16 protein-coding genes are annotated in these 19,761 nt (G+C 72.5%); 11 read left to right on the top strand and 5 right to left on the bottom strand.

Annotated elements, in window-relative coordinates; all coding sequences use genetic code 11:
• Window positions 1–231: 231 nt before the first annotated feature.
• On the bottom strand, window positions 232–1,407 hold the full coding sequence (locus tag IH50_RS0119535) for a S1 family peptidase (protein ID WP_030863554.1): 1,176 nt from the start codon (window positions 1,405–1,407) through the stop codon (window positions 232–234).
• A 219-nt stretch (window positions 1,408–1,626) separates the two neighbouring features.
• Window positions 1,627–2,934: a cation:proton antiporter gene (locus tag IH50_RS0119530; protein WP_030863551.1), complete on the bottom strand. Its 1,308-nt coding sequence runs from the start codon at window positions 2,932–2,934 to the stop codon at window positions 1,627–1,629.
• A 325-nt stretch (window positions 2,935–3,259) separates the two neighbouring features.
• Between IH50_RS0119530 and IH50_RS38830 the strand changes: the two genes are divergently transcribed.
• The 3 genes from IH50_RS38830 (at window position 3,260) to IH50_RS0119515 (ending at window position 5,483) form a co-directional block, all read left to right on the top strand.
• Window positions 3,260–3,646, top strand: a complete 387-nt coding sequence (locus IH50_RS38830) for a hypothetical protein (RefSeq protein ID WP_158801276.1) — start codon at window positions 3,260–3,262, stop codon at window positions 3,644–3,646.
• Between the two features lie 133 nt (window positions 3,647–3,779).
• A complete protein-coding gene (locus IH50_RS0119520) occupies window positions 3,780–4,865 on the top strand; it encodes a GNAT family N-acetyltransferase (RefSeq protein ID WP_030863544.1) in 1,086 nt (361 codons plus the stop codon).
• Window positions 4,866–4,916: 51 nt separating this feature from the next.
• Complete coding sequence (locus tag IH50_RS0119515; protein ID WP_030863541.1) at window positions 4,917–5,483, top strand: hypothetical protein; 567 nt, start codon at window positions 4,917–4,919, stop codon at window positions 5,481–5,483.
• A 12-nt stretch (window positions 5,484–5,495) separates the two neighbouring features.
• Here IH50_RS0119515 and htpG read toward each other — a convergent pair whose 3' ends face one another.
• Together htpG and IH50_RS0119505 are read right to left on the bottom strand one after the other, a co-directional pair.
• The gene (gene htpG / locus IH50_RS0119510; RefSeq protein WP_030863537.1) at window positions 5,496–7,394 is read right to left on the bottom strand and encodes a molecular chaperone HtpG; all 1,899 of its coding nucleotides are present in this window, start codon (window positions 7,392–7,394) and stop codon (window positions 5,496–5,498) included.
• Window positions 7,395–7,463: 69 nt separating this feature from the next.
• Window positions 7,464–8,060: a TetR/AcrR family transcriptional regulator gene (locus IH50_RS0119505; RefSeq protein ID WP_030863536.1), complete on the bottom strand. Its 597-nt coding sequence runs from the start codon at window positions 8,058–8,060 to the stop codon at window positions 7,464–7,466.
• 119 nt (window positions 8,061–8,179) lie between these two features.
• Here IH50_RS0119505 and IH50_RS0119500 point away from each other — a divergent pair, with 119 nt between their 5' ends.
• The 4 genes from IH50_RS0119500 to IH50_RS0119485 all read left to right on the top strand — a co-directional run bounded on the left by IH50_RS0119500 (window position 8,180) and on the right by IH50_RS0119485 (window position 10,824).
• On the top strand, window positions 8,180–9,064 hold the full coding sequence (locus IH50_RS0119500) for an NAD(P)-dependent oxidoreductase (RefSeq protein WP_030863534.1): 885 nt from the start codon (window positions 8,180–8,182) through the stop codon (window positions 9,062–9,064).
• Window positions 9,065–9,373: 309 nt separating this feature from the next.
• Window positions 9,374–9,817 carry an ATP-binding protein gene (locus IH50_RS0119495; protein WP_030863533.1) on the top strand — a complete coding sequence of 148 codons (444 nt, stop codon included), beginning with the start codon at window positions 9,374–9,376 and terminating at the stop codon, window positions 9,815–9,817.
• A 126-nt stretch (window positions 9,818–9,943) separates the two neighbouring features.
• Window positions 9,944–10,456, top strand: coding sequence for a peptide-methionine (S)-S-oxide reductase MsrA (gene msrA, locus IH50_RS0119490; protein ID WP_030863530.1), 513 nt, complete (start codon window positions 9,944–9,946; stop codon window positions 10,454–10,456).
• A 143-nt stretch (window positions 10,457–10,599) separates the two neighbouring features.
• Window positions 10,600–10,824 carry a hypothetical protein gene (locus IH50_RS0119485; protein ID WP_030863527.1) on the top strand — a complete coding sequence of 75 codons (225 nt, stop codon included), beginning with the start codon at window positions 10,600–10,602 and terminating at the stop codon, window positions 10,822–10,824.
• Window positions 10,825–10,848: 24 nt separating this feature from the next.
• On the opposite strand, the gene IH50_RS0119480 is transcribed toward IH50_RS0119485, so the two are convergent.
• Window positions 10,849–13,431 (bottom strand): discoidin domain-containing protein, encoded by a 2,583-nt coding sequence (locus IH50_RS0119480; RefSeq protein ID WP_234328203.1) that lies wholly within the window; start codon window positions 13,429–13,431, stop codon window positions 10,849–10,851.
• Between the two features lie 555 nt (window positions 13,432–13,986).
• Between IH50_RS0119480 and IH50_RS0119475 the strand changes: the two genes are divergently transcribed.
• From IH50_RS0119475 to IH50_RS0119460, 4 genes are all read left to right on the top strand, one after another.
• Window positions 13,987–16,266, top strand: a complete 2,280-nt coding sequence (locus IH50_RS0119475) for a catalase (protein WP_030863522.1) — start codon at window positions 13,987–13,989, stop codon at window positions 16,264–16,266.
• Between the two features lie 395 nt (window positions 16,267–16,661).
• A complete protein-coding gene (locus IH50_RS0119470; protein ID WP_030863518.1) occupies window positions 16,662–17,843 on the top strand; it encodes a spore photoproduct lyase family protein in 1,182 nt (393 codons plus the stop codon).
• A 79-nt stretch (window positions 17,844–17,922) separates the two neighbouring features.
• The gene (locus IH50_RS0119465; RefSeq protein ID WP_078914035.1) at window positions 17,923–18,777 is read left to right on the top strand and encodes an ABC transporter ATP-binding protein; all 855 of its coding nucleotides are present in this window, start codon (window positions 17,923–17,925) and stop codon (window positions 18,775–18,777) included.
• Window positions 18,774–19,760 (top strand): iron-siderophore ABC transporter substrate-binding protein, encoded by a 987-nt coding sequence (locus tag IH50_RS0119460; protein WP_030863513.1) that lies wholly within the window; start codon window positions 18,774–18,776, stop codon window positions 19,758–19,760. The genes IH50_RS0119465 and IH50_RS0119460 overlap by 4 nt, the downstream gene beginning before the upstream one ends.
• Window position 19,761 lies beyond the last annotated feature (1 nt).

Raw genomic sequence — 19,761 nt, 5'->3', positions numbered from 1 at the left:
AGGCCGGGCGGCACGACGGCCCGGCAGGTGACGCCGGCGCCCTCGAGGCACCGGTCCGGGGCCGGCCGGCGGGCCCGCGCGTGCGGCACGATGCCGTCCTGGACGCCGGTGACCGGGCGGACCGGACCGGCGGGCCCGAGCCCGCCGGCGCGCCGCTCGTCGAGGTGCCGGGCGCACGCGGGAGCGGGCCCCGCCGGTCGCCCGGCGGGGCCCGCTCCGGGGCGTGGCCGGTCAGGCCGTGTGCAGGGTCAGTCCGTAGCGGTTGAGGATCTCGTTGACCGGCTGGAACCAGGTCTCGCCCCCGCCGGAGCAGTTGCCCCAGCCGCCGGAGGTGACGCCCTGCGCCTGGTCGCCGCTGATGAACGAGCCGCCCGAGTCACCGGGTTCGGCGCAGACGCTGGTCTTCGTCATCTGACGCACCGCGCCCTGGCTGTAGTTGACCGTCTCGTTCTTGGCCAGCACGGTGCCGCAGTGCCAGTGGGTCGTGGAGCCGGAACGGCAGATCGAGGCGCCGACCGGTGCCTCCGCCGAGCCGCGCACCAGCTGGTCCGACACCGTGCCCCAGCCGAGCACCACCGGCACCGTCCACCAGCCGCTGCCCACGTTCACCCAGGCGTAGTCGTTCTCCGGGAACGAGGAACCCTGGAAGTTGCCGATGTACGAGCCGTCCCAGCCCCTGACCTGCTGCCCGGCCCCGCCGCAGTGCCCGGCGGTGATGAAGCCGCCGTGCACCGAGAAGCCTATGGAGCAGCGGACGTTGCCGGTGTAGTACGGGTCGCCGCCCACCGTCCCGGCGGCGAAGGTCTCCGCCGCGGCCTTCACGGTCCGCACGGTGACCGGGCCGGCCTCGCGGGCCTGGTCCACGAAGGAGCGGACATCGTTGTCAGCGCGCCGGCCGGCGACGACGTTCACGACGACCGTGTTGGCGGCCGGGTCGACGGCCCAGCTGCTGACGCCCGAGGGCGCGTCGAGGCGGTCGATGCGGGACTTGGCCGCGTCGAGCTGCCGGGCGCTGTGCTCGACGGTGCGGACGGTCGCGCCGGACGCGTGCAGGGACCGTACCGTCGAGGCGTCGGCGTCCGGGGTGACGGCCACGGTCAGTTTCTCGCTCTTCGCGTCGAACCAGGCGCCGCCGTACGCCGCTCCGGCGGTTTCGCGGGCCTCGGGCGCGAGCTCGGTGGCCTCGCGTTCGGCGGCCAGCCGGTCCTCCGCCTCGGCGCGGGTCAGCCCGAAGTCCCGCTGCATCGCCTGGAGCAGGCCGTCGGAGGCGGGCGCGGAGCCGGCGGCGCGGGCGGTGGGGGAGCCGGGGGAGTCCTGCGCCGAGGCCGGCAGGGTACCGGCCGCGGTCCAGCTGCCGATCATGAGCAGAGCGGCCACGCCGGCATGCGTGAGTCGGGTGCGTCTCATGGAAGGTGCCCTTCGTCGTTCCAGCAAGGTGGGGGTGGAACAATCGCAGTGTGAGAGCGCTCTCAGCCTGAGTCGAGCAGAGCGTAGCGGGCCGGATGGTGTCAGGTCTATGCCAATGCAGGGCCCAATTCCCGTCCGCCCCGGGCGTGAGGTCTTCCGGAGGGCTGCTCCGGAAGGCGGCCCGGGACGGGCGTCCCCTTCCTCCGGGGAGAGGGGTGGTCAGAGGCGTTCGCCCGCCACCTCGTCCTCGTCCGGATCCGGCCCCGCACCGCCCGCCCGGGCCCGGTGGGCCCGCAGCCGGTCGAGGCGTGAGATGACGGGGGTGGCACTCACCCCGTGCAGCACGACGGACGCCAGCACCGTGAAGGTCACCACCGCCCACAACTGCTCGGCCGGGACGCCGAAACCGGGGGTGCCGAGCGCGTGGGCCAGGTAGAACAGCGAGCCGATGCCGCGGATCCCGAAGACGGCGATCACCACCCGCTCCCGCGGCCCGGCGGACGTACCGAACTGGGCGGCCCACCCCGTCAGCGGCCGGACCGCCGACAGCAGCAGCAGACCCACGGCCGCCCCCTGCCAGGTCAGCGACGCCAGGCCGCCCTGCGCGACGAACACACCGAGCAGGAACAGCAGTGCGGCGGTCAGCAGCCGCTCCACCTGCTCCACGAAATCGTGCAGCACCCGGTGATAGCCGTGGGCGCGCTCCGCCCCGCGGATCCGGCAGGCGGTGACGAACACGGCCACGAAGCCGTAGCCGTGCAGCAGCTCCGTTACCCCGTAGGCGAGGAACGTGGCGCCGATGGCGACGAACCCCTCCCGGTGCTCGGACAGCCGCATCGCCCGCCGCCCGGCCCGGAAGAACAGCCACCCGAGCAGCGTGCCGACGGCGAGTCCCGCGGACACGCCCACCACACACTTGTACAGCACCTCGACCAGCGCCCAGTGGGCGATCCCCCCACCGGTGGGACGTCCGCCCGCGGCGGCGAGCGCGACGGCCGCCATGACGAAGGGGAAGGCGAGACCGTCGTTCAGCCCGGCCTCGCCGGTCAGCGTGAAGCGCACCTCGTCCTCGTCGTGCTCGGAGTCGGTGGGCGCGCCCACCCGCACCTCCGAGGCGAGCACCGGATCGGTCGGCGCCAGCACGGCCGCCAGCAGCAGCGCGGCGACCGGCGGCCAGTCGAGCAGGCCCCAGGCCAGGAGGCCCACGGCCGCGATGGTCAACGGCATGGTGACGCCCAGCTGCCGCCAGGTGCCCTGCCAGCGCCGGCGGCCGAACGGCCGGTTCAGGGCGAGACCGGCGCCCATGAGGGAGACGATCACACAGATCTCGGTGACGTGCTCCACCCACGTCCGGTCCGCCACCGGGTCGATCTCGGGCATGGGCAGGGGCAGCAACTGGAGGGCGACTCCGCAGACGAGGAACACCAGCGGCAACGACAGCGGTCTGCGGGCCACCAGCCGGGGCAGCACTGCCGCGCCGAGGGCACCGGCCCCGAGCAGGGTGAAGAGGTAATCAGGGGAGGTCACCGGTCACAGGTGCCCGGAGCGGGCCGGGAGTACGCCGCGGCTTCGTCCTGGACATCGTCCCGGCGGCGGGATCCCGCCCGAACGGGCGGACGGGTGCGGTCCTCACCGCCCGCCGGGACGCGCGCTCCGGCGCGAAGGGCGGGGCCCGCGAAAGACACCGCGGCCGGTGCGCGCCCCGTGCGCCGCCTCGCGACGCGGAGGACTTGACGGAGCGGGACGCGCTCGGCGCTACTGGAAGGCGTGCCGGGCGCACACGTGTGGGGGGCCCGCCCGGCGCCGACCCGGTGTACCCACCCCCGCCGGACGCATGCCGAAGGGGTGACCGGTGCGGTCTCGACGGGCGGCAGTGGTCGTACTGCTGGCCTCGATGCTGCTCTGGACCCTGTGCTCCCCGGCGTCGGCGGCGGACCGGCCCGCCCCGGCGCACCCCGCCGCACAGCAGGACGGTCCGGCCGAGGCGGTTCCCGAGGCCGCCGACACGCCCGAGGCCGTCGGCACGCCCTTGCCCGGCGAGGGCGACACCTCGCTCCACCGGCCCCTCGCCCGCCCGTCCAGGGCGTCGGGGGCGGCCGGAGCGGCCGGCCCCGCCCACCCGGCGGCCGACGTGCGGCGACGAGCCGCTCCCCGGCCGTACCCGGTGGGACCGCCACCGGACCGGGATCCGGCCGGTCCGGCCCCCAGCGCCGCCGGCCTGCAGACATTCCGCTGCTGAGCGACCGCGGTACCGCCCGAGGCCTGCGCCGTGCGGCCGGGTGCCGCCCGCCGCGTGCTCCCCGAGCCGGTCCACGGTGACGAGCAGGCCTTCTCGTGTCCCGGAAACCGTGACCGACACAGGAGGCACACACATGTACGGAAAGCGCGTTCTCGTGGTGCGGCCCGACGAACTCGGGCCGAGTGAGCACAAGACATGGAGAGACCTGCGCGCCAGGTCCGGCGCACCGGAGAACCCGTTTCTCGACCCGGCGTTCACCACGGCCGTCGGACAGGTCAGGCCCGGCGCCAGGGTGGCCGTGCTGCAGGACGACGGGACACCCGTCGGCTTCCTCCCGTACGAGAGGGGGCCGCTGGGCCGGGGCCGGGCCATCGGTCTCGGGGTGTCGGACAGCCAGGGCGCCGTCCTGCGCCCCGGCCTCCGGCCCGACCCGCGCGCCCTGCTCGCGGCCTGCGGGCTCTCCTCGTGGGAGTTCGACAACCTGGAGGCCGGTCAGCACCTCTTCGTACCGCACGCCGTCGAGGAACTCGCGAGCCCGGTCGTCGACCTCGACCGGGGATACGAGCACTACACCGACGGGCTGCGCGCCCGTTCCCCCGGTTTCCTCAAGCAGACCCTGGCCAAGGAGCGCAGGCTCGCCCGGCAGGCCGGCGAGGTGCGGTTCGTGTACGACGCCCGGGACCCCGAGGCGTTACGGGCGCTGATGCGCTGGAAATCCGCCCAGTACCGGCGGACGGGCCGCCGGGACCGGTTCGCCCAGCGGTGGATCACCCGGCTGGTGGAGTTGCTGGCGCACGGCGACGATCCCGGGTGCCGCGGACTGCTCTCCGTGCTGTACGCCGGCGACCGCCCCGTCGCCGCCCACTTCGGCCTGCGCTCGGCCACGGTGCTGTCCTGGTGGTTCCCCGCGTACGACCGTGACCACGGCCGGTACTCACCCGGACTGGTGCTGCACCTGCGGATGCTCCAGGCGGCCGCCGCGGACGGCATCCGCATGGTCGACCTGGGCAGCGGTCCCGCCCGCTACAAGGACTCCCTCAAGACCCGCGAACTCCTCGTCTACGAAGGCGCCGTGGTACGTCCGGGGCCGGGCGGGGCCGCCTACCGGCTGGGCCGGGAGCCGGCGCGGGCCGCCCGCCGCTTCGTGCGCGGCCACCCCCGGCTGGCCGGTGCGGCCCGGCGCACCCTGACGGGGCTGGGCCGGCTGCGCGAGCGCTGACCGCGTCCGGCGTACGCCGACGTCAGTACGCGGGGTTGCTCCCGCCGTCAGATGTCAGCGCCGCCCGGGCCCGGCACCGTGGGTCGGGTGAAACTCAGCCGACCCGCACGCCGGGCCCACCTCGTCATCCATGTCCTCGCCTCCGCCGGCTGGCTCGGACTCACCGTCGGGCTGCTCGCGCTCGGCGTCACCGCGAACACCACCGGGTCCGCGGCCGCGGTGGAGGCGTCCGTCCGGGCCATGAAGCTCTTCGCGGACTGGCTCCTGCTGCCGGTCGCCTTCCTGACGCTCACCAGCGGCCTCGTCCTGTCCCTGGGCACGCCCTGGGGACTGGCGAGGCACCGCTGGGTGTGGACGAAGTTCTGGCTGACCCTGGCCACGACCACCGCCACGGCCTTCGCGCTGCGGCCGGGCGTGAACGCCGCCGCGGCGGCCGTGTCCGCCGGGCAGACCCTGCCCGACGGGGGTGACGTCCTCATGGGGCCGGTCGTCTCCCTGACCGCCTACGTCTTCATGACGGTGATCTCGGTCCTCAAACCCTGGGGGCCGACCCGCCGCGGCCGGCGCCTCCGGGCGGCCGCCCGGAGGCCGGGGCCGGCCGCACCGGCACGCCTGTGACCTACGGGCACGTCACAGGGTGCGCTCCAGCCGGTCCGCCATCAGCCGCACGAAGCGCGCCGGGTCCTTCGGCCGGCCGCCCTCCGCCAACACGGCCAGGGAGTACAGGAGTTCGGCGGTGTCGGTGAGGTCCGAACGGTCCTCGCGCTCCCCGTACGCCTCGTTCAGGCCCTTCACCAGCGCGTGATCCGGGTTGAGTTCGAGGATGCGCTTGGTGCGCGGCACCTCCTGACCCATGGCCCGGTACATGTTCTCCAGCGCCGGCGTGAGATCGTTCGCGTCGGCGACGAGACAGGCCGGGGACACCGTCAGCCGCGTGGACAGCCGCACCTCCTTGACGTCCTCCTCCAGCCGCTCCCGCATCCAGTCGAGCAGACCCGCGTACTCCTCGGCCTGCTGCTGCCGTTCGCCCTCGCCCTTGTCGTCCTCCCGCGCGCCGAGGTCGACCTCGCCCTTGGCGATCGACCGCAGCCGCTTGCCCTCGTACTCGCCCACGGCGTCGACCCACATCTCGTCGACGGGATCGGTGAGCAGCAGCACCTCGATGCCGCGCTCCCGGAACGCCTCCATGTGCGGGGAGTTGTCGATGCTCTCCCGGGACTCGCCGGTGATGAACCAGATGGCGTCCTGCCCGTCCGGCATCCGCTCCACGTACTGCTTCAGCGTGGTCGTGCCGTCGCCCTCGCGCGTGGTCGCGAACGAGGTCACCGCGAGGAGGGCGTCACGGTTGTCGGGGTCGGTGACCAGGCCCTCCTTCAGCACCGCGCCGAACTCCCGCCAGAACGTGGCGTACCGCTCGGCGTCACCGGTCATCATGCTCTTGACCGACGCCAGCACCTTCTTGGTGAGCCGGCGCTGCATCATCCGGATGTGCCGGTCCTGCTGGAGGATCTCGCGGGACACGTTCAGCGAGAGGTCCTGCGCGTCGACCACGCCCTTGACGAACCGCAGGTACGGCGGCAGCAGCTCCTCGCAGTCGTCCATGATGAAGACGCGCTTCACATACAGCTGCAGCCCGTGCCGGAAGTTCTGGGTGAACAGGTCGTGCGGGGCGTGCGACGGGACGAACAGCAGGGCCTGGTACTCGAAGGTGCCCTCGGCCTGCAGCTGGATGGTCTCGAGCGGTTCGCGCCAGTCGTGGCCGATGTGCTTGTACAGCTCGTGGTACTCCTCCTCGGACACCTCCTCGCGCGAGCGCGCCCACAGCGCCTTCATCGAGTTCAGCGTCTCGGGCCCGGCCGCCTCGCCGTCCCCGTCCGTCTCCCCGACGAGCCTGATCGGCCAGGTGATGAAGTCCGAGTAGCGCTTGACGATCTCCTTGATCTTCCACACCGAGGTGTAGTCGTGCAGCTGGTTGTCGGGGTCGGCCGGCTTGAGGTGCAGCGTGACCGAGGTGCCCTGCGGCGCGTCATCGACCCGCTCCAGGGTGTACGTGCCCTCGCCGCGCGACGTCCACCGGGTGCCCTGCCCCTCACCCGCGCGCCGGGTGAGCAGGGTGACCTCGTCCGCGACCATGAAGCCCGAGTAGAAGCCGACGCCGAACTGGCCGATCAGCCCCTCCGTCCCGGCGCCGTCCTGAGCCTCCCGCAGCTCCCGCAGGAACTGGGCGGTGCCCGAGTTGGCGATCGTGCCGATGAGCTGCCCGACCTCGTCGTACGACATGCCGACGCCGTTGTCCCGCACGGTGAGGGTACGGGCGTCCTTGTCGATCTCGAGCTCGATGTGCAGGTCGGAGACGTCGGCGTCGAGGGAGTCGTCCCGCAGCTTGGCCAGACGCAGCTTGTCGAGCGCGTCGGAGGCGTTGGAGACGATCTCCCGGAGGAAGACGTCCTTGTTCGAGTAGACCGAGTGGATCATCAGCTGGAGCAGCTGACGGGCCTCTACCTGGAACTCAAACGTTTCGGTCGGCATGATGCGTGACTACCTCACTGATCCACGGATCACCGGATACTGGCACGATCACTTTAATGAAAGAGGGCGTCAGCCGGTCGCGTTCACCGCCGAGTCCAGCAGGGGGCCGAGTTCGCGGGACACCGTCGTCAGGGGGCGGATATCCCGCTCGGCGCGGGCCATCAGGATCGCCCCCTCCAGAGAGCTGATCATCAGGGTGGCGAGGGGCCGGGCGCGCTCGGCCGGGACGCCCATGTCCGCCAGGGCCAGGGCCACCGCACCGGTCCACTCGGCGAAGGCGGCCGACACGGCCCGGCGGGCCGACGCGGTGGAGCCGGCGCGGTCCACCGTGGCGGCGGCGACCGGACAGCCGCCGCCGAAGCCCTCGCTCTCGTACTCGTCGGTCCACTGCCGGACCATCTGTGCGAACAGTCCGCCGGGCGTCGGTTCGGGCAGCGCGGCGAGGAACCGGGCGACACGCCCGGCCGCGTACCGGCCCGCCCACCCCACCGCCTCGTTGACGAGTTGCTCCTTGCCGCCCGGGAAATAGTGCTGGAGCGATCCGCGCGGCGCCTCCGCGTGCGCGGCGACCTCGCGCATCCCCGTCGAGGCGACCCCGTCGCGCCGGATGAGCTGGGCCGCGCTGAAGACCATCCGCTCCCGCGGTCCCCGTCCGGACTCCGTCATCCCCGACCTCCCGCGCTTTTCCTTCCTCCACCCTATGACGGCTGTCATGACGGCGGCTACTATGACAGCGGTCATGGAAGAGGCGCCGCGTGGGCGCGGCCCGGGAACGGCGGTGCGTCGTGCGCGTGGGTTTCATCGGACTCGGAGTCATGGGCCGGCCCATGGCGCTCAACCTCGCCCGTGCCGGAACACCCCTCACCGTCTGGAACCGCACCGCCGCCCGCTGCGCACCGCTGCGCGACGCCGGGGCCGAGGTCGCCGGGAGCGCCGGCGAGGTGTTCGACCGGGCCGGCACCGTCCTTCTCATGCTGGCCGACGAGACGGCCGTCGACGCGGTGCTGGGGCGCGGCACCCCGGACTTCGCCGCCCGCGTCGCCGGACGCACCGTCGTCCACATGGGCACGACCTCGCCGGAGTACTCGGCCGCCCTGGAGGACGCCGTCCGCGAGGCGGGCGGCGCCTACGTCGAGGCCCCGGTCTCCGGCTCCCGGGTCCCGGCGGAACAGGGGCTGCTGGTCGCGATGCTGGCGGGCGACGCCTCCGCCGTGGCGGCCGTACGGCCCCTGCTCGCCCCGGTGTGCCGCGAGGCGTTCGACTGCGGCGCGGTGCCGGGCGCGCTGCTGATGAAGCTCTCGGTGAACCTGTTCCTGATCACCCAGGTCACCGGACTGGCCGAGGCGTTCCACTTCGCCGACCGGCACGGGCTCGACCGCCGCCGTTTCCTCGACGTCCTGGACGCCGGCCCGATGGCCAGCGCCGTCTCCCGGATGAAGGCGCCCAAGCTGCTCGCCCGTGACTTCGCGGTCCAGGCCGCCGCCACGGACGTACTGAAGAACAACCGCCTGATCGCCCGGGCCGCCCGCAGGGCCGGACTGGCCTCCCCGCTCCTCGACGTCTGCCACGCCCTCTTCGACGAGACCGTGGCCGGCGGTCACGGCGGCGAGGACATGGTGGCCGTCCTGCGCGCGCTGGAGACCAGGACCGACGGCACCCCGGCCGGCTGAGTCACCTCTTCCGGCATACCTGTAAGGCCATGTCCGTCCTCGCCGGGTGACCGGCTCCTCCGGCGTTCCCGGCCGGGACACCGACCGCACGGCCTTCGGCCTCGCGACGTGTCCGCCGCGCCGCCCCGGCGCCTCGCCACCGGAGCCGCCCACCGCGCCGACAGGAAGAATCCGCAGGTCACCGCTGTGGGGCGGGCTTCCCGCCGACCACGGCGACCCGATGTCGGAGGCACCTGTCACACTTCAGTGGCGTGCGGGGGAGCGATGCGGGTAGTCGCGCGGTGTGATCGGTGAGTGAAGGCGGGCCGGATGGAACCAGTTCCAGTCGACGAGGGGGACACGGTGCCAGGCGCACCGCGGCTGCGGGCGTCGTACGCCCTGGACAACGACGGTGCCTGGATAGCCCAGGCACGCCACCTCGCCGCCGCGTTCCTGACCCGGGCGCGGGCGGAGGACGGCCTGCCGGTGTCGACCCGCGTGGTGGAGGTCACCCAGCTCGTGGTCAGCGAGCTGGTCACCAACGCCCGCAAGTACGCCCCGGGCCCCGTCGGCCTCGACCTGCGGGTCGCCGGCGACGCCGTCGAGGTGATCGTCCGGGACGGCAACCCCGCGCCACCGGTGGCCCGGGACGCGGACCCCGGCCGAGTGGGCCAGCACGGACTGGAGATCGTGATGGCCGTCGCCCAGGCCCTGGACGTACGGCAGGAGCCGGCCGGCAAGAGCATCATGGCCCGCATCTCCCTCCTCGCCTGAACCGCCCCGGGAATCATCCGCCCGGCCCGCTGTCCGGCGGTGCCGGCACGGCCGGAACAATGGGGTCGGCGGTGCGGTTCTCACCGGTGAACGCCGCAGGACACGTGGGAGAAGGGCGAGACGAAGATGACGACGAACGAGGAGAAGGCGCTGCTCGCGGGCGGCTGCTTCTGGGGCATGCAGGAGCTGATCCGCACGTTCCCGGGTGTGCTGACCACCCGGGTGGGCTACAGCGGTGGCGACGTGCCGAACGCGACGTACCGCGACCACGGCACCCACGCCGAGTCGATCGAGATCACCTACGACCCCACCGTCACCGACTACCGCACGATCCTGGAGTACTTCTTCCAGATCCACGACCCGAGCACGAAGAACCGGCAGGGCAACGACATCGGGACGAGCTACCGCTCCGCCATCTTCTACTTCGACGACGAGCAGAAGCGCGTCGCCGAGGAGACGATCGCCGATGTGAACGCCTCGGGGCTGTGGCCGGGCACCGTGGTGACCGAGGTCGTGCCGGCCGGCCCGTTCTGGGAGGCCGAGCCGGAGCACCAGGACTACCTCCAGCGCTACCCGGACGGCTACACCTGCCACTTCCCGCGGCCTGGCTGGCGGCTGCCGAAGCGCGCGGAGGCCTGACCGGACGTCCGGCCCGGCCCGTCGTGGGCCGGGGCGGCGCGCTCCGCCCCGGTGAAGGCCGTGGCCTCCCGCGGGGCGGCGCGCCGTTCCCGGGGTGCCGGACGACCGATAACCTGGCCGGATGAACGGGGAGCGGAGCGTCGGTGAGTGAGCGTCGGGAACGCGACTGGACGGACATGACGCCCGGGGACTTCGACCTCGACGCCCCGCTGTGCCTCAACGTGGGAACCGGTCCCGTCGTGGTGCCGGCCGAGCCGGACGAGTACGGCACGGCCCCGCTGTTCGGGGAGGAGACCCCGGTACGGCGGCCGGGTCCGCGCCGTACCCCGCGCCGGACCGCCCCCGACGAGCAGGGGCAGTTGTTCTGAATCCGGCGCGGGGCACTGTCGTGCTCAGGGGAACTGGACGACCTTGGACGGGATGGTGTCCGTCCCGGACGTCGGGGCGCCCGTGTCGTTGATGACGTGGCGGTACTGCCCCTTGCCGCCGAGCGAGATCACCTGCAGGTGCCGCATCCTGATGCCGGGCTTCACCGGCGCCTGGAACCCGTGGTGCTGCACGATGGTGTCGTCGGACGTGTAGTTGCAGTAGCTGCCGAGCGCCCAGGCCTCGTGTTCGTTCACCGAGTCGGCGACCTTGTAGGCCGCGTAGCCGACGATGCCGTCATGGGTGATGGCGGCCTCATTGGGGGCGTCGTACGCCTTCTCGTTCTGGAAGAAGATCGTGCGGCCGCGTTCGCCGCTCCAGACCACGTCGTACTTGTTGAAGTGTTCGACGAACAGACCCGTGGTGAGGACGTCGTCGCCGTTGACGCGCAGTCCGTAGTCGGCGCGGTTGGTCTCCCAGCCGACGCCCTCGCCGTGGTCGGCGCGCCAGATCCAGGTGTGGTCGATGATCACGTCGTCGCTGTTGACGACCACGGAGTCGGTGGCCCGGCCGGGACCGGCGCCGCCGACGCGGATGAACACGTCCTGCATGGTGGTCGGGTTGGCGGCGTGGTCCGCGGAGGAGCCCGGCTGGCCGATCCGCAGCAGGGTGTCCGAGTTGACCGGGCCGGCGTCGATCAGGAAGCCGGCCAGCCGGACCCCGTCGACGTCCGCGACGTGCATGGCGTCGACCCCGTTGTCCGGGATGATCGTCGCCAGGCCGAGACCGAGCACGACCGTGTTGGCGCGGTCGACCTCGATCGTCCGGTCGAGGTGGTAGACGCCGGGCGTGAACAGCAGGTGGAGGCCCTGGTCGAGCGCGGCGTTGATGGTCGCGGCCGTCGCGCCGGGCTTCACCACGTAGAACCGGTCGAGCGGAAGGGACGTACCGCCGGCGTTGGCCGGCCAGGAGACACCGCGCGGGTTGGTGCGCTTGGCGGGCACGAACACCTTGTACTGGTTGCCGTCGAGGTAGAGGAACGGCTTCTCACGGGAGATCGGCGTGGTGTCGAACGTGGTGTACGGGCCGGTCTCGAAGTTGCTCGCCGGGGCGCCCTGGACACCGGTGAACGTCATGTTCCACACGCCGTTGGTCCAGCCGCCGACGGAGCTGTCGCGCGTGTACCACTGCTGCTGGGAGTACGGGCCGACGGTGCCGTCGATCTTCGAGTCGGCGATGTAGCCGCCGGAGGCCCAGCCGTAGCCGTTCGGGGCGAGGTTGAGGCCGCCCTTGACGTGGATCCGGCGGAACGGGGCGGCCTGCGCGACCGCCCAGCGGTCGGTGCCGTTGACGGGGCTGAGGGCGAGGTTCTCCGCCGAACGCCAGAAGTTCTGCGTGGCGTTGCCGTTGAACCAGCCGGCGTCCACGGTGATGTCGCCGTTGATCTGGACGTCGTCGGGGTTGAGGCCGAGCCCGGAGACCGAGGTGTAGAAGCCGAGCTGGGCGTTGATGTTGTTGTACGTGCCCGGCTTCAGCAGGAACTGGTAGCGCCCGCTGCCGAACTGGTTGCTCTCCTGCTGGGCGAAGACCTGGTCGAACTTCTGCTGGAGGTTCGGCGTGGACGGGTCCACGACGATGACGTTCGGGCCGAGGTCGCCGCCGCCCTCGATCGGACCGCCGCCGCCGTCGTCCGACGCGGTGTGCACGGCGACCTCCCACAGGGAGTAGCCGTAGCCGGTGCCGCGGGCCGTGCCGAGGACGCGTACGTACCGGCCGGAGCCGCTCACCTCGTAGGAGGCCCGGCCCCCGGTGGCGCCGGTGACGGACGTGAGCGTGGTCCAGTTCTGACCGTCGGCGGAGGCCTCGATCCGGAAGTCCTTGGCGTAGGCGGCCTCCCAGTTCAGGTCCACCCCGCACAGGTCGCGTACGGTGCCCAGGTCGACCCGTACCCACTGCGGGTCGGAGGCCTGGCTGGACCAGCGGGTGCCGGCGTCGCCGTCGAAGGCGGCGGAGGCGGGGGTGCCCGCGTTCTCCGTGGAGGAGGCGGAGGCGGGTCTGCCCTGGGCGGCGTTGGCCGTGCCGCAGGAGGCGGGCGGGTTGCCGCCGCCGGTGGTGCCGAAGACCTGGAACTCCCACAGCGAGTAGCCGTAAGGGGTGGCCCGGTCCAGGCCCTGCATACGGACGTAGCGGGCCTGCCCCGACACGTCCACGGTGTCGACGCCGCCGTCGCTCCCGGTCACGGTCCGGGCGTCGGTCCAGCCGCTGCCGTCCTGCGAGAGCTGGATCTTGTAGTCCTTGCCGTAGGCGGCCTCCCAGTTCAGGACGACCCGGGAGACCGACGCCGTGGCGCCGAGGTCGACCTGCAGCCACTGGTCGTCGCTCGCGGCCGACGACCACCGGGTGCCCGTGTCGCCGTCCACGGCGCCGCTCGCGGGCGTGCCGGCGTTCTCGGTCGAGGAGGCGGTGGCCGCCTTGCCCTGGGACAACGGGGTCTCGGCCGCGGCGGCCGGGGCCTGGGCGGCGGGCAGGGTGACGAGTGCCGCCGTGGCGGCGAGCGCCGTGCCCAGGGCTCCGCGTCTGAGGCGGCTCGGGTGCTTCATGTGTCTCATGCGTCAGCCTTCTGCTGGTGCGGTGTGGGGATGCGGGCGGGCCCGCGTGCGGGTGGGCCGGGCCGTCCGGATGGCGGATGGTGCGGTGAGGCGGCTCTCCGTGTGTTCTGCGCGTTTTTTGTGCGTGAGGGCATGCCGGAGGACGGAACACGGCCCCGTGACCGCTTAGTTCAGGCTTTGATTTAAGTGGTGAGACATCAGGTGGGCAAGCCCTCGGACACGAATTGGTGAGTGAGCGCCCGCCGGTGGATCGGTGTGCCGGGGCGAATCCGCATGCCTTGACCGCCGGGCCGGGGGTACGCGGGCGGAGCGGTCGGATCCGGTGGGGAGGGCGAAGAGGGGAGTGCGGGTGTGCCGAGGTGCGGGGCGCTGCGCCCCGAGGCGGGGAGTTCACCCCAACGGCGGGTGCCCGCTGCGAGGGTGTGCCCGCCGTGAGACGTTGGCGGCACCCGATGCCCTTTTCGAGCGCTTTGTTCTCCCGGTTCGCCCGCAGTCGGCAAGGAAACGCACGGCCACCCCGTCCGTGGCCGGTCTGAAGCGGAGGAGTGTCACCCCATGAGCGAGGCCAACCCCGTCAAGCGGGCGGCGAAGAAGATCGCCGAGAAGCTGCAGGACGACGGATCGGCCCCGGCCGACGGCATTCCCGGACGCCCGGGCTCCCAGCCGCCGTCCCTGGCCGAGCCGACCGAGCCCCGCGAGCCGCTGCCGCCGAAGCCGGACCAGAGCGGCCCGGCCACCGTGTCGCCCACCGGCCAGCCCACCGGCGCCGACCAGGCCAGGATGGCGCAGTCCGGCAGCTACCTGACCAACGCGCAGGGCACCCGGCTGTACGACACCGACCACTCGCTCAAGGCGGGTCCGCGCGGCCCCGTCCTGCTCCAGGACCACCACCTGCGCGAGAAGATCATGCACTTCGACCACGAGCGCATCCCCGAGCGCGTGGTCCACGCCCGCGGCGCGGGCGCGCACGGGGTCTTCCAGAGCTACGGCACGGCGGCCTCCGTGACCAAGGCGGGGTTCCTCGCCCCGGACGTCGAGACGCCGGTGTTCGTACGGTTCTCCACCGTGGTCGGCTCGCGCGGGTCCGCCGACACCGTGCGCGACACCCGCGGTTTCGCCACGAAGTTCTACACCAGCGAGGGCGTCTTCGACCTGGTCGGCAACAACATCCCGGTCTTCTTCATCCAGGACGCCATCAAGTTCCCCGACGTCGTCCACGCCGCGAAGCCGCACCCCGACAGGGAGATCCCGCAGGCACAGAGCGCGCACGACACCTTCTGGGACTTCGTCTCCCTGCACACCGAGGCGACCCACCACACCCTCTTCTTCATGGGCGACCGCGGCATCCCGCGCTCCTACCGCATGATGGAGGGCTTCGGCGTCCACACCTTCCGGCTGGTCAACGCGGAGGGCGCCACGACACTGGTGAAGTTCCACTGGAAGCCCAGGCTGGGCGTGCACTCCCTGGTGTGGGACGAGGCGCTGACGATCAACGGCGTCGACCCGGACTTCCACCGGCGGGACCTCGCCGACGCCATCGAGGCGGGCGCCTACCCGCAGTGGGAACTGGGCATCCAGACCTTCCCCGACACACCGGAGCAGACCTTCGAGGGCATCGACCTGCTGGACCCGACGAACATCGTGCCCGAGGAACTCGCCCCGGTGCAGCCGGTCGGGCTGATGACCCTCAACCGGAACCCCTCCAACTTCTTCGCCGAGACGGAGCAGGTCGCCTTCCACGTCGGTCACCTCGTACCCGGCATCGACGTCACCGACGACCCGCTGCTCGCCGGACGGCTGTTCTCGTACCTGGACACACAGATCACGCGCCTGGGCGGCCCCAACTTCCCGCAACTGCCCATCAACCGGCCGCAGGCACCGGTCAACGACATGCTGCGCGACGGCATGCACCAGACGGCCGTGCACCGGGGCGTGGCCCCCTACCGGCCCAACTCCCTCGACGGCGGCTGCCCGTTCACCGCGGGCGCGGACACGGGCGCGTTCATCGAGACGCCGGTGACCGTCCCGGAGGGGCGGAAGGTGCGCGAGGCGCCGGAGTCGTTCGCGGACCACTTCAGCCAGCCCCGCCGGTTCTGGCTGAGCATGAGCCCGGTGGAGCGCGAGCACATCATCGGCGCGTACACCTTCGAGCTGGGCAAGTGCTACGAGGAGGCCATCAGGGTGCGGACCCTCCAGGTCCTGGCCAACATCGACCCCGAACTGTGCGCCGGTGTCGCCGAGGGCCTCGGTCTGCCCGCGCCCGAGCCCACCGTCCCGCTCGCCGACGTCGAGCCGAGCCCGGCCCTCTCGCAGATCGGGGGGACCTGGCCGGTGGACGGGCGCGTCATCGGCATCGTCGCCGGCCCGGACGGCGACCTCGACGGCGTCCACGCGGTACGCGACGCGGTGCTCGAGGCGGGCATGGTCCCGCTGGTCGTGGCGCCGACGGCCGGCACGCTCGGCTCGGGCGACCCGGCCCTGACGGTCCAGCGCAGCTACGTCACCGCGCGGTCCGTCGAGTTCGACGCCGTCCTGCTGGCCGGGGTGCCGGCCATGGGCGACGACCCGGCCGGCGTGCGCGACGGCAAGGGCGCGGCCTCCGCCGCACAGCGGACGACGGTCGATCCGCGGATCGGGCTGCTGCTGACCGAGGCGTTCCGGCACGGCAAGGCGATCGGCGCGTGGGCGGGCGGCGAAGCCGCCCTCGAGGCGTCCGGCGTCCCCACCGACGCCCCCGGCATCGTGGTCGCCGACTCCGGCCCCGCCGTTCTCGGCCAGGTCCGTGAGCTGCTGGCCTCGCACCGCGTCTGGGAACGCTTCACGACCCGGGCCTGACACCCGGCCACGACGGGACACCCCACCGGCCCGGTCCGCAGGCGCACCGGCGCCCCGGGCCGCACCCACCCTCGGTTTCACTCGAGCGGAGCCCCACCGCCGTGCGGGGCGGCTGCCCGGGGTGGGCGGTCCGCGGGGTGCCGGTGCCGGGGGCCGTGCCCGTCCTTCCCCGCTTCCGGGTTCGCTCGCGCGGGGGAGGGGGACTCCCGCCGGCCCGCGGGGCGGCTGTCCGCGGTGGTCACGGCCGGACGCCGGCGGTCCCACGGCCTGCTCGGCGGCGGGGTGCCGGCCCCGTCGCCGTACAGTGGGGAGGACGGCTCTCACCCGCCGGGTTCCGTGGAATCCGGCAGGCGGGCGCTCCGTATCGCCCCCGCTCCCGAGAAGCCGGTCCGCACATGCACCACCCTCCGTCCGCGTCCCCCGGCTCCCAGGAGCCGCTCTTCGGTCTCGACGACCTGCCGGCGGCACCGCCGGCCGGGACGGCGGCGTCCGCCTCTGCCTTCCGGGACTCCGCGCAGGCGCGCCGGCTTCTCGCGATCCGGGAGATCCACGCCGAACCGGCCGCCGCCGCCTCGCCCCGCGGGCGGCAGATCATCGCCCGGTTCCCCGGGGCCCGGCTGATCGAGACGGACTCCCACTGGCGCATCCCCGAACTCCACGGCAACGAGGGCAGCGCCGACCGCTGGATGCGGCTCAAGCGCGAGACCCTCGTCCTGGGCGTGAAGAAGACGCTCACCACCCGCCCCAACGGCCGCTCCGCCGACTGGATCGCCCCCGGCCCGTCCAACGGCTGCGCCCTGTCCTGCGTGTACTGCTACGTCCCCCGCCGCAAGGGCTTCGCCAACCCGATCACCCTCTTCACCAACATCGACCGGATCATCGCCCACCTCGGCCGCCACGTTGCCGCCCAGGGCCCCAAACCGGAGCCCAACCAGTGCGACCCCGAGGCATGGGTGTACGACATCGGCGAGAACGGCGACTGCTCCGTCGACGCCCTCGTCTGCGACAACACCGCCGACCTGGTGCGCGCCTTCCGCGACTGGCCCACCGCGAAGGCGTCCTTCGCGACCAAGTTCGTCAACCCCGACCTGCTGGAGCTCGACCCGCGCGGCCGCACCCGTATCCGCTTCTCGGTGATGCCGGCCGGCGACTCGCGCCTGCTGGACCTGCGCACCAGCCCGGTCGACCGGCGGATCGCCGCCGCCGCGGACTTCCTCGACGCCGGGTACGAAGTGCACTTCAACCTCTCACCCGTCGTCGTCCGCCCCGGCTGGCAGGACGCCTGGGCCGGACTGCTGCGGCACATGGACGACGTACTGCCCGAGCGCGTGAAGCGGCAGGCCCGCGCCGAAGTCATCATGCTCACCCACAACGCGGAGCTGCACGAGGTCAACCTCCGCTGGCATCCGCGCGGTGAGGACGTGCTGTGGCAGCCTGCCGCGCAGGAGACCAAGCGCTCCCAGAACGGCGCCCTCAACCTCCGCTACCGCGCCGGCATCAAGCGCCGCGCCCTCGCGGACCTGCGCGAACTGGCCACCCGGCACACACCGTGGCTCGATATCCGCTACGCCTTCTGACGGACGGCACCCACCCGTTCCGGCTTTCTCCCAGGTCACCCCCTGATAACGGGAATTAAGGGTAGGCTAACCTTGCCACGTGATTCCTGCTGAAGAGGCGGTCCCGGGCCCGCGCGGCCATCAACTGTCGGCCACCGATGTGACCGTGGCGTACGACGGCGCCGACGTCGTGCACGGCGCGGCGCTGACCCTGCGCCCCGGCGAAGTGACCGCCCTGGTGGGCCCGAACGGCAGCGGCAAGTCGACTTTGCTGCGCACCGTCGCCCGGCTGCAACGGCCGCGGACCGCCACGCTCACGATCGACGCCGGCACCGACGCGCTGGCCCTCGGCCCCCGGGAGTTCTCCCGCCGCGTCGCCCTGCTGCTCCAGGGACGCCCCACCCCCAGCGGGCTCAGCGTGCGGGACGTCGTCGAGTTCGGACGCTACCCGCACCGCGGCCGATGGGGCGGCGCGGATCCCGGCGGCCGTGCCGCCGTCGACCGTGCCCTCGCCCTCACCGGCGTCGCCGAACTCGCCGACCGCGGAGCCGAGCACCTCTCCGGAGGACAGCTCCAGCGCGTGTGGCTGGCCGGCTGTCTCGCCCAGGAGACCGGCGTCCTCCTCCTCGACGAACCCACCACCTACCTCGACCTGCGCTACCAGGTCGAACTCCTCGACCTCATGCGGGACCTGGCCGACGAACACGGCATCGCCGTCGGCGTCGTCCTGCACGACCTCGACCAGGCGGCGGCCGTTGCCGACCGGATCGTGCTCCTCGCGGCCGGACGCGTCGTCGCCGAGGGCCCGCCCGAGGACGTCCTCACCCCGCAGCGCCTGACCGAGGTCTACGGCATCCGGATCGAGGTCGACACCGACCCCCTCACCGGTCGGCTGCGCACCCGCGCCATCGGCCGTCACCACACCCGAAGCGAAAGGCTCGGCACCACCTCATGAGACGCCTCCTGCTCACCGCGCCCCTGGCCACCGCCGCCGCCCTCCTGCTGGCCGCCTGCGGCACCACCGAACCCGCCGCCGACGACGACACGGCCGCCAAGGAGTCCGCGCAGGCCATCACCCTCACCGACGCCACCGGCGCGAAGGTGGAACTCGACGGCCCTGCCGAGAAGGTCGTCGGCACCGAGTGGAACGTCGTCGAGCACCTGGTCTCCCTCGGCGTCGACCCGGTGGGCGTCGCCGACGTCAAGGGCTACAGGACCTGGGACGCCGCCGTCCCGCTCAAGAACGAGCCCACGGACATCGGCACCCGCGGCGAGCCCAGCATGGACACCATCGCCTCGCTCAAGCCCGACCTCATCGTCGCCACCACCGACCTGAAGCCCGACGCCGTCGAGCAGCTGCGCAAGGTCGCCCCGGTCCTGGAGGTGAAGTCCGCCGACGCCGCCGACCCGATCGGGCAGATGCTGAAGAACGTCGACCTCATCGCCGAGGCCACCGGCACCACCGAGCGCGCGGCCACGCTGAAGAAGGACTTCGACACCAAGCTCGCCGAGGGACAGAAGGCCCTCGCCGACGCCGGCCTGGACGGCGCGGAGATCGCCTTCGCCGACGGCTACGTCGCCTCCAACCAGGTCTCCCTGCGCCCCTACACCTCCGGTTCGCTCATCGGCGCCGTCAACGAGCGGCTCGGCCTGAAGAACGCCTGGAAGCAGAAGGGCGACGAGGCCTACGGCCTGGCCTCCACCGACGTCGAGGGACTGACCGGCCTGGGCAAGGTCCAGTTCGCCTACATCGGCAACAAGGACGACGCGAGCAGCGACCCGTTCGGCAAGGAACTCGCCGGCAACTCCGTGTGGAAGTCGCTGCCGTTCGTGAAGTCCGGTGACGTCCACCGGCTGGACGACGGCATCTGGATGTTCGGCGGCACCGGCTCGATGGAGGCGTACACCGACGCCCTCGTCGCCTCGCTGACGAAGTAGC

Origin of the sequence: Streptomyces sp. NRRL S-37, from assembly GCF_000721605.1 — a bacterium.
Lineage (GTDB): Bacteria > Actinomycetota > Actinomycetes > Streptomycetales > Streptomycetaceae > Streptomyces.
The sequence above is the reverse complement of the archived record's forward strand: the minus strand, read 5'-3'. Positions and strand labels throughout refer to the sequence as shown.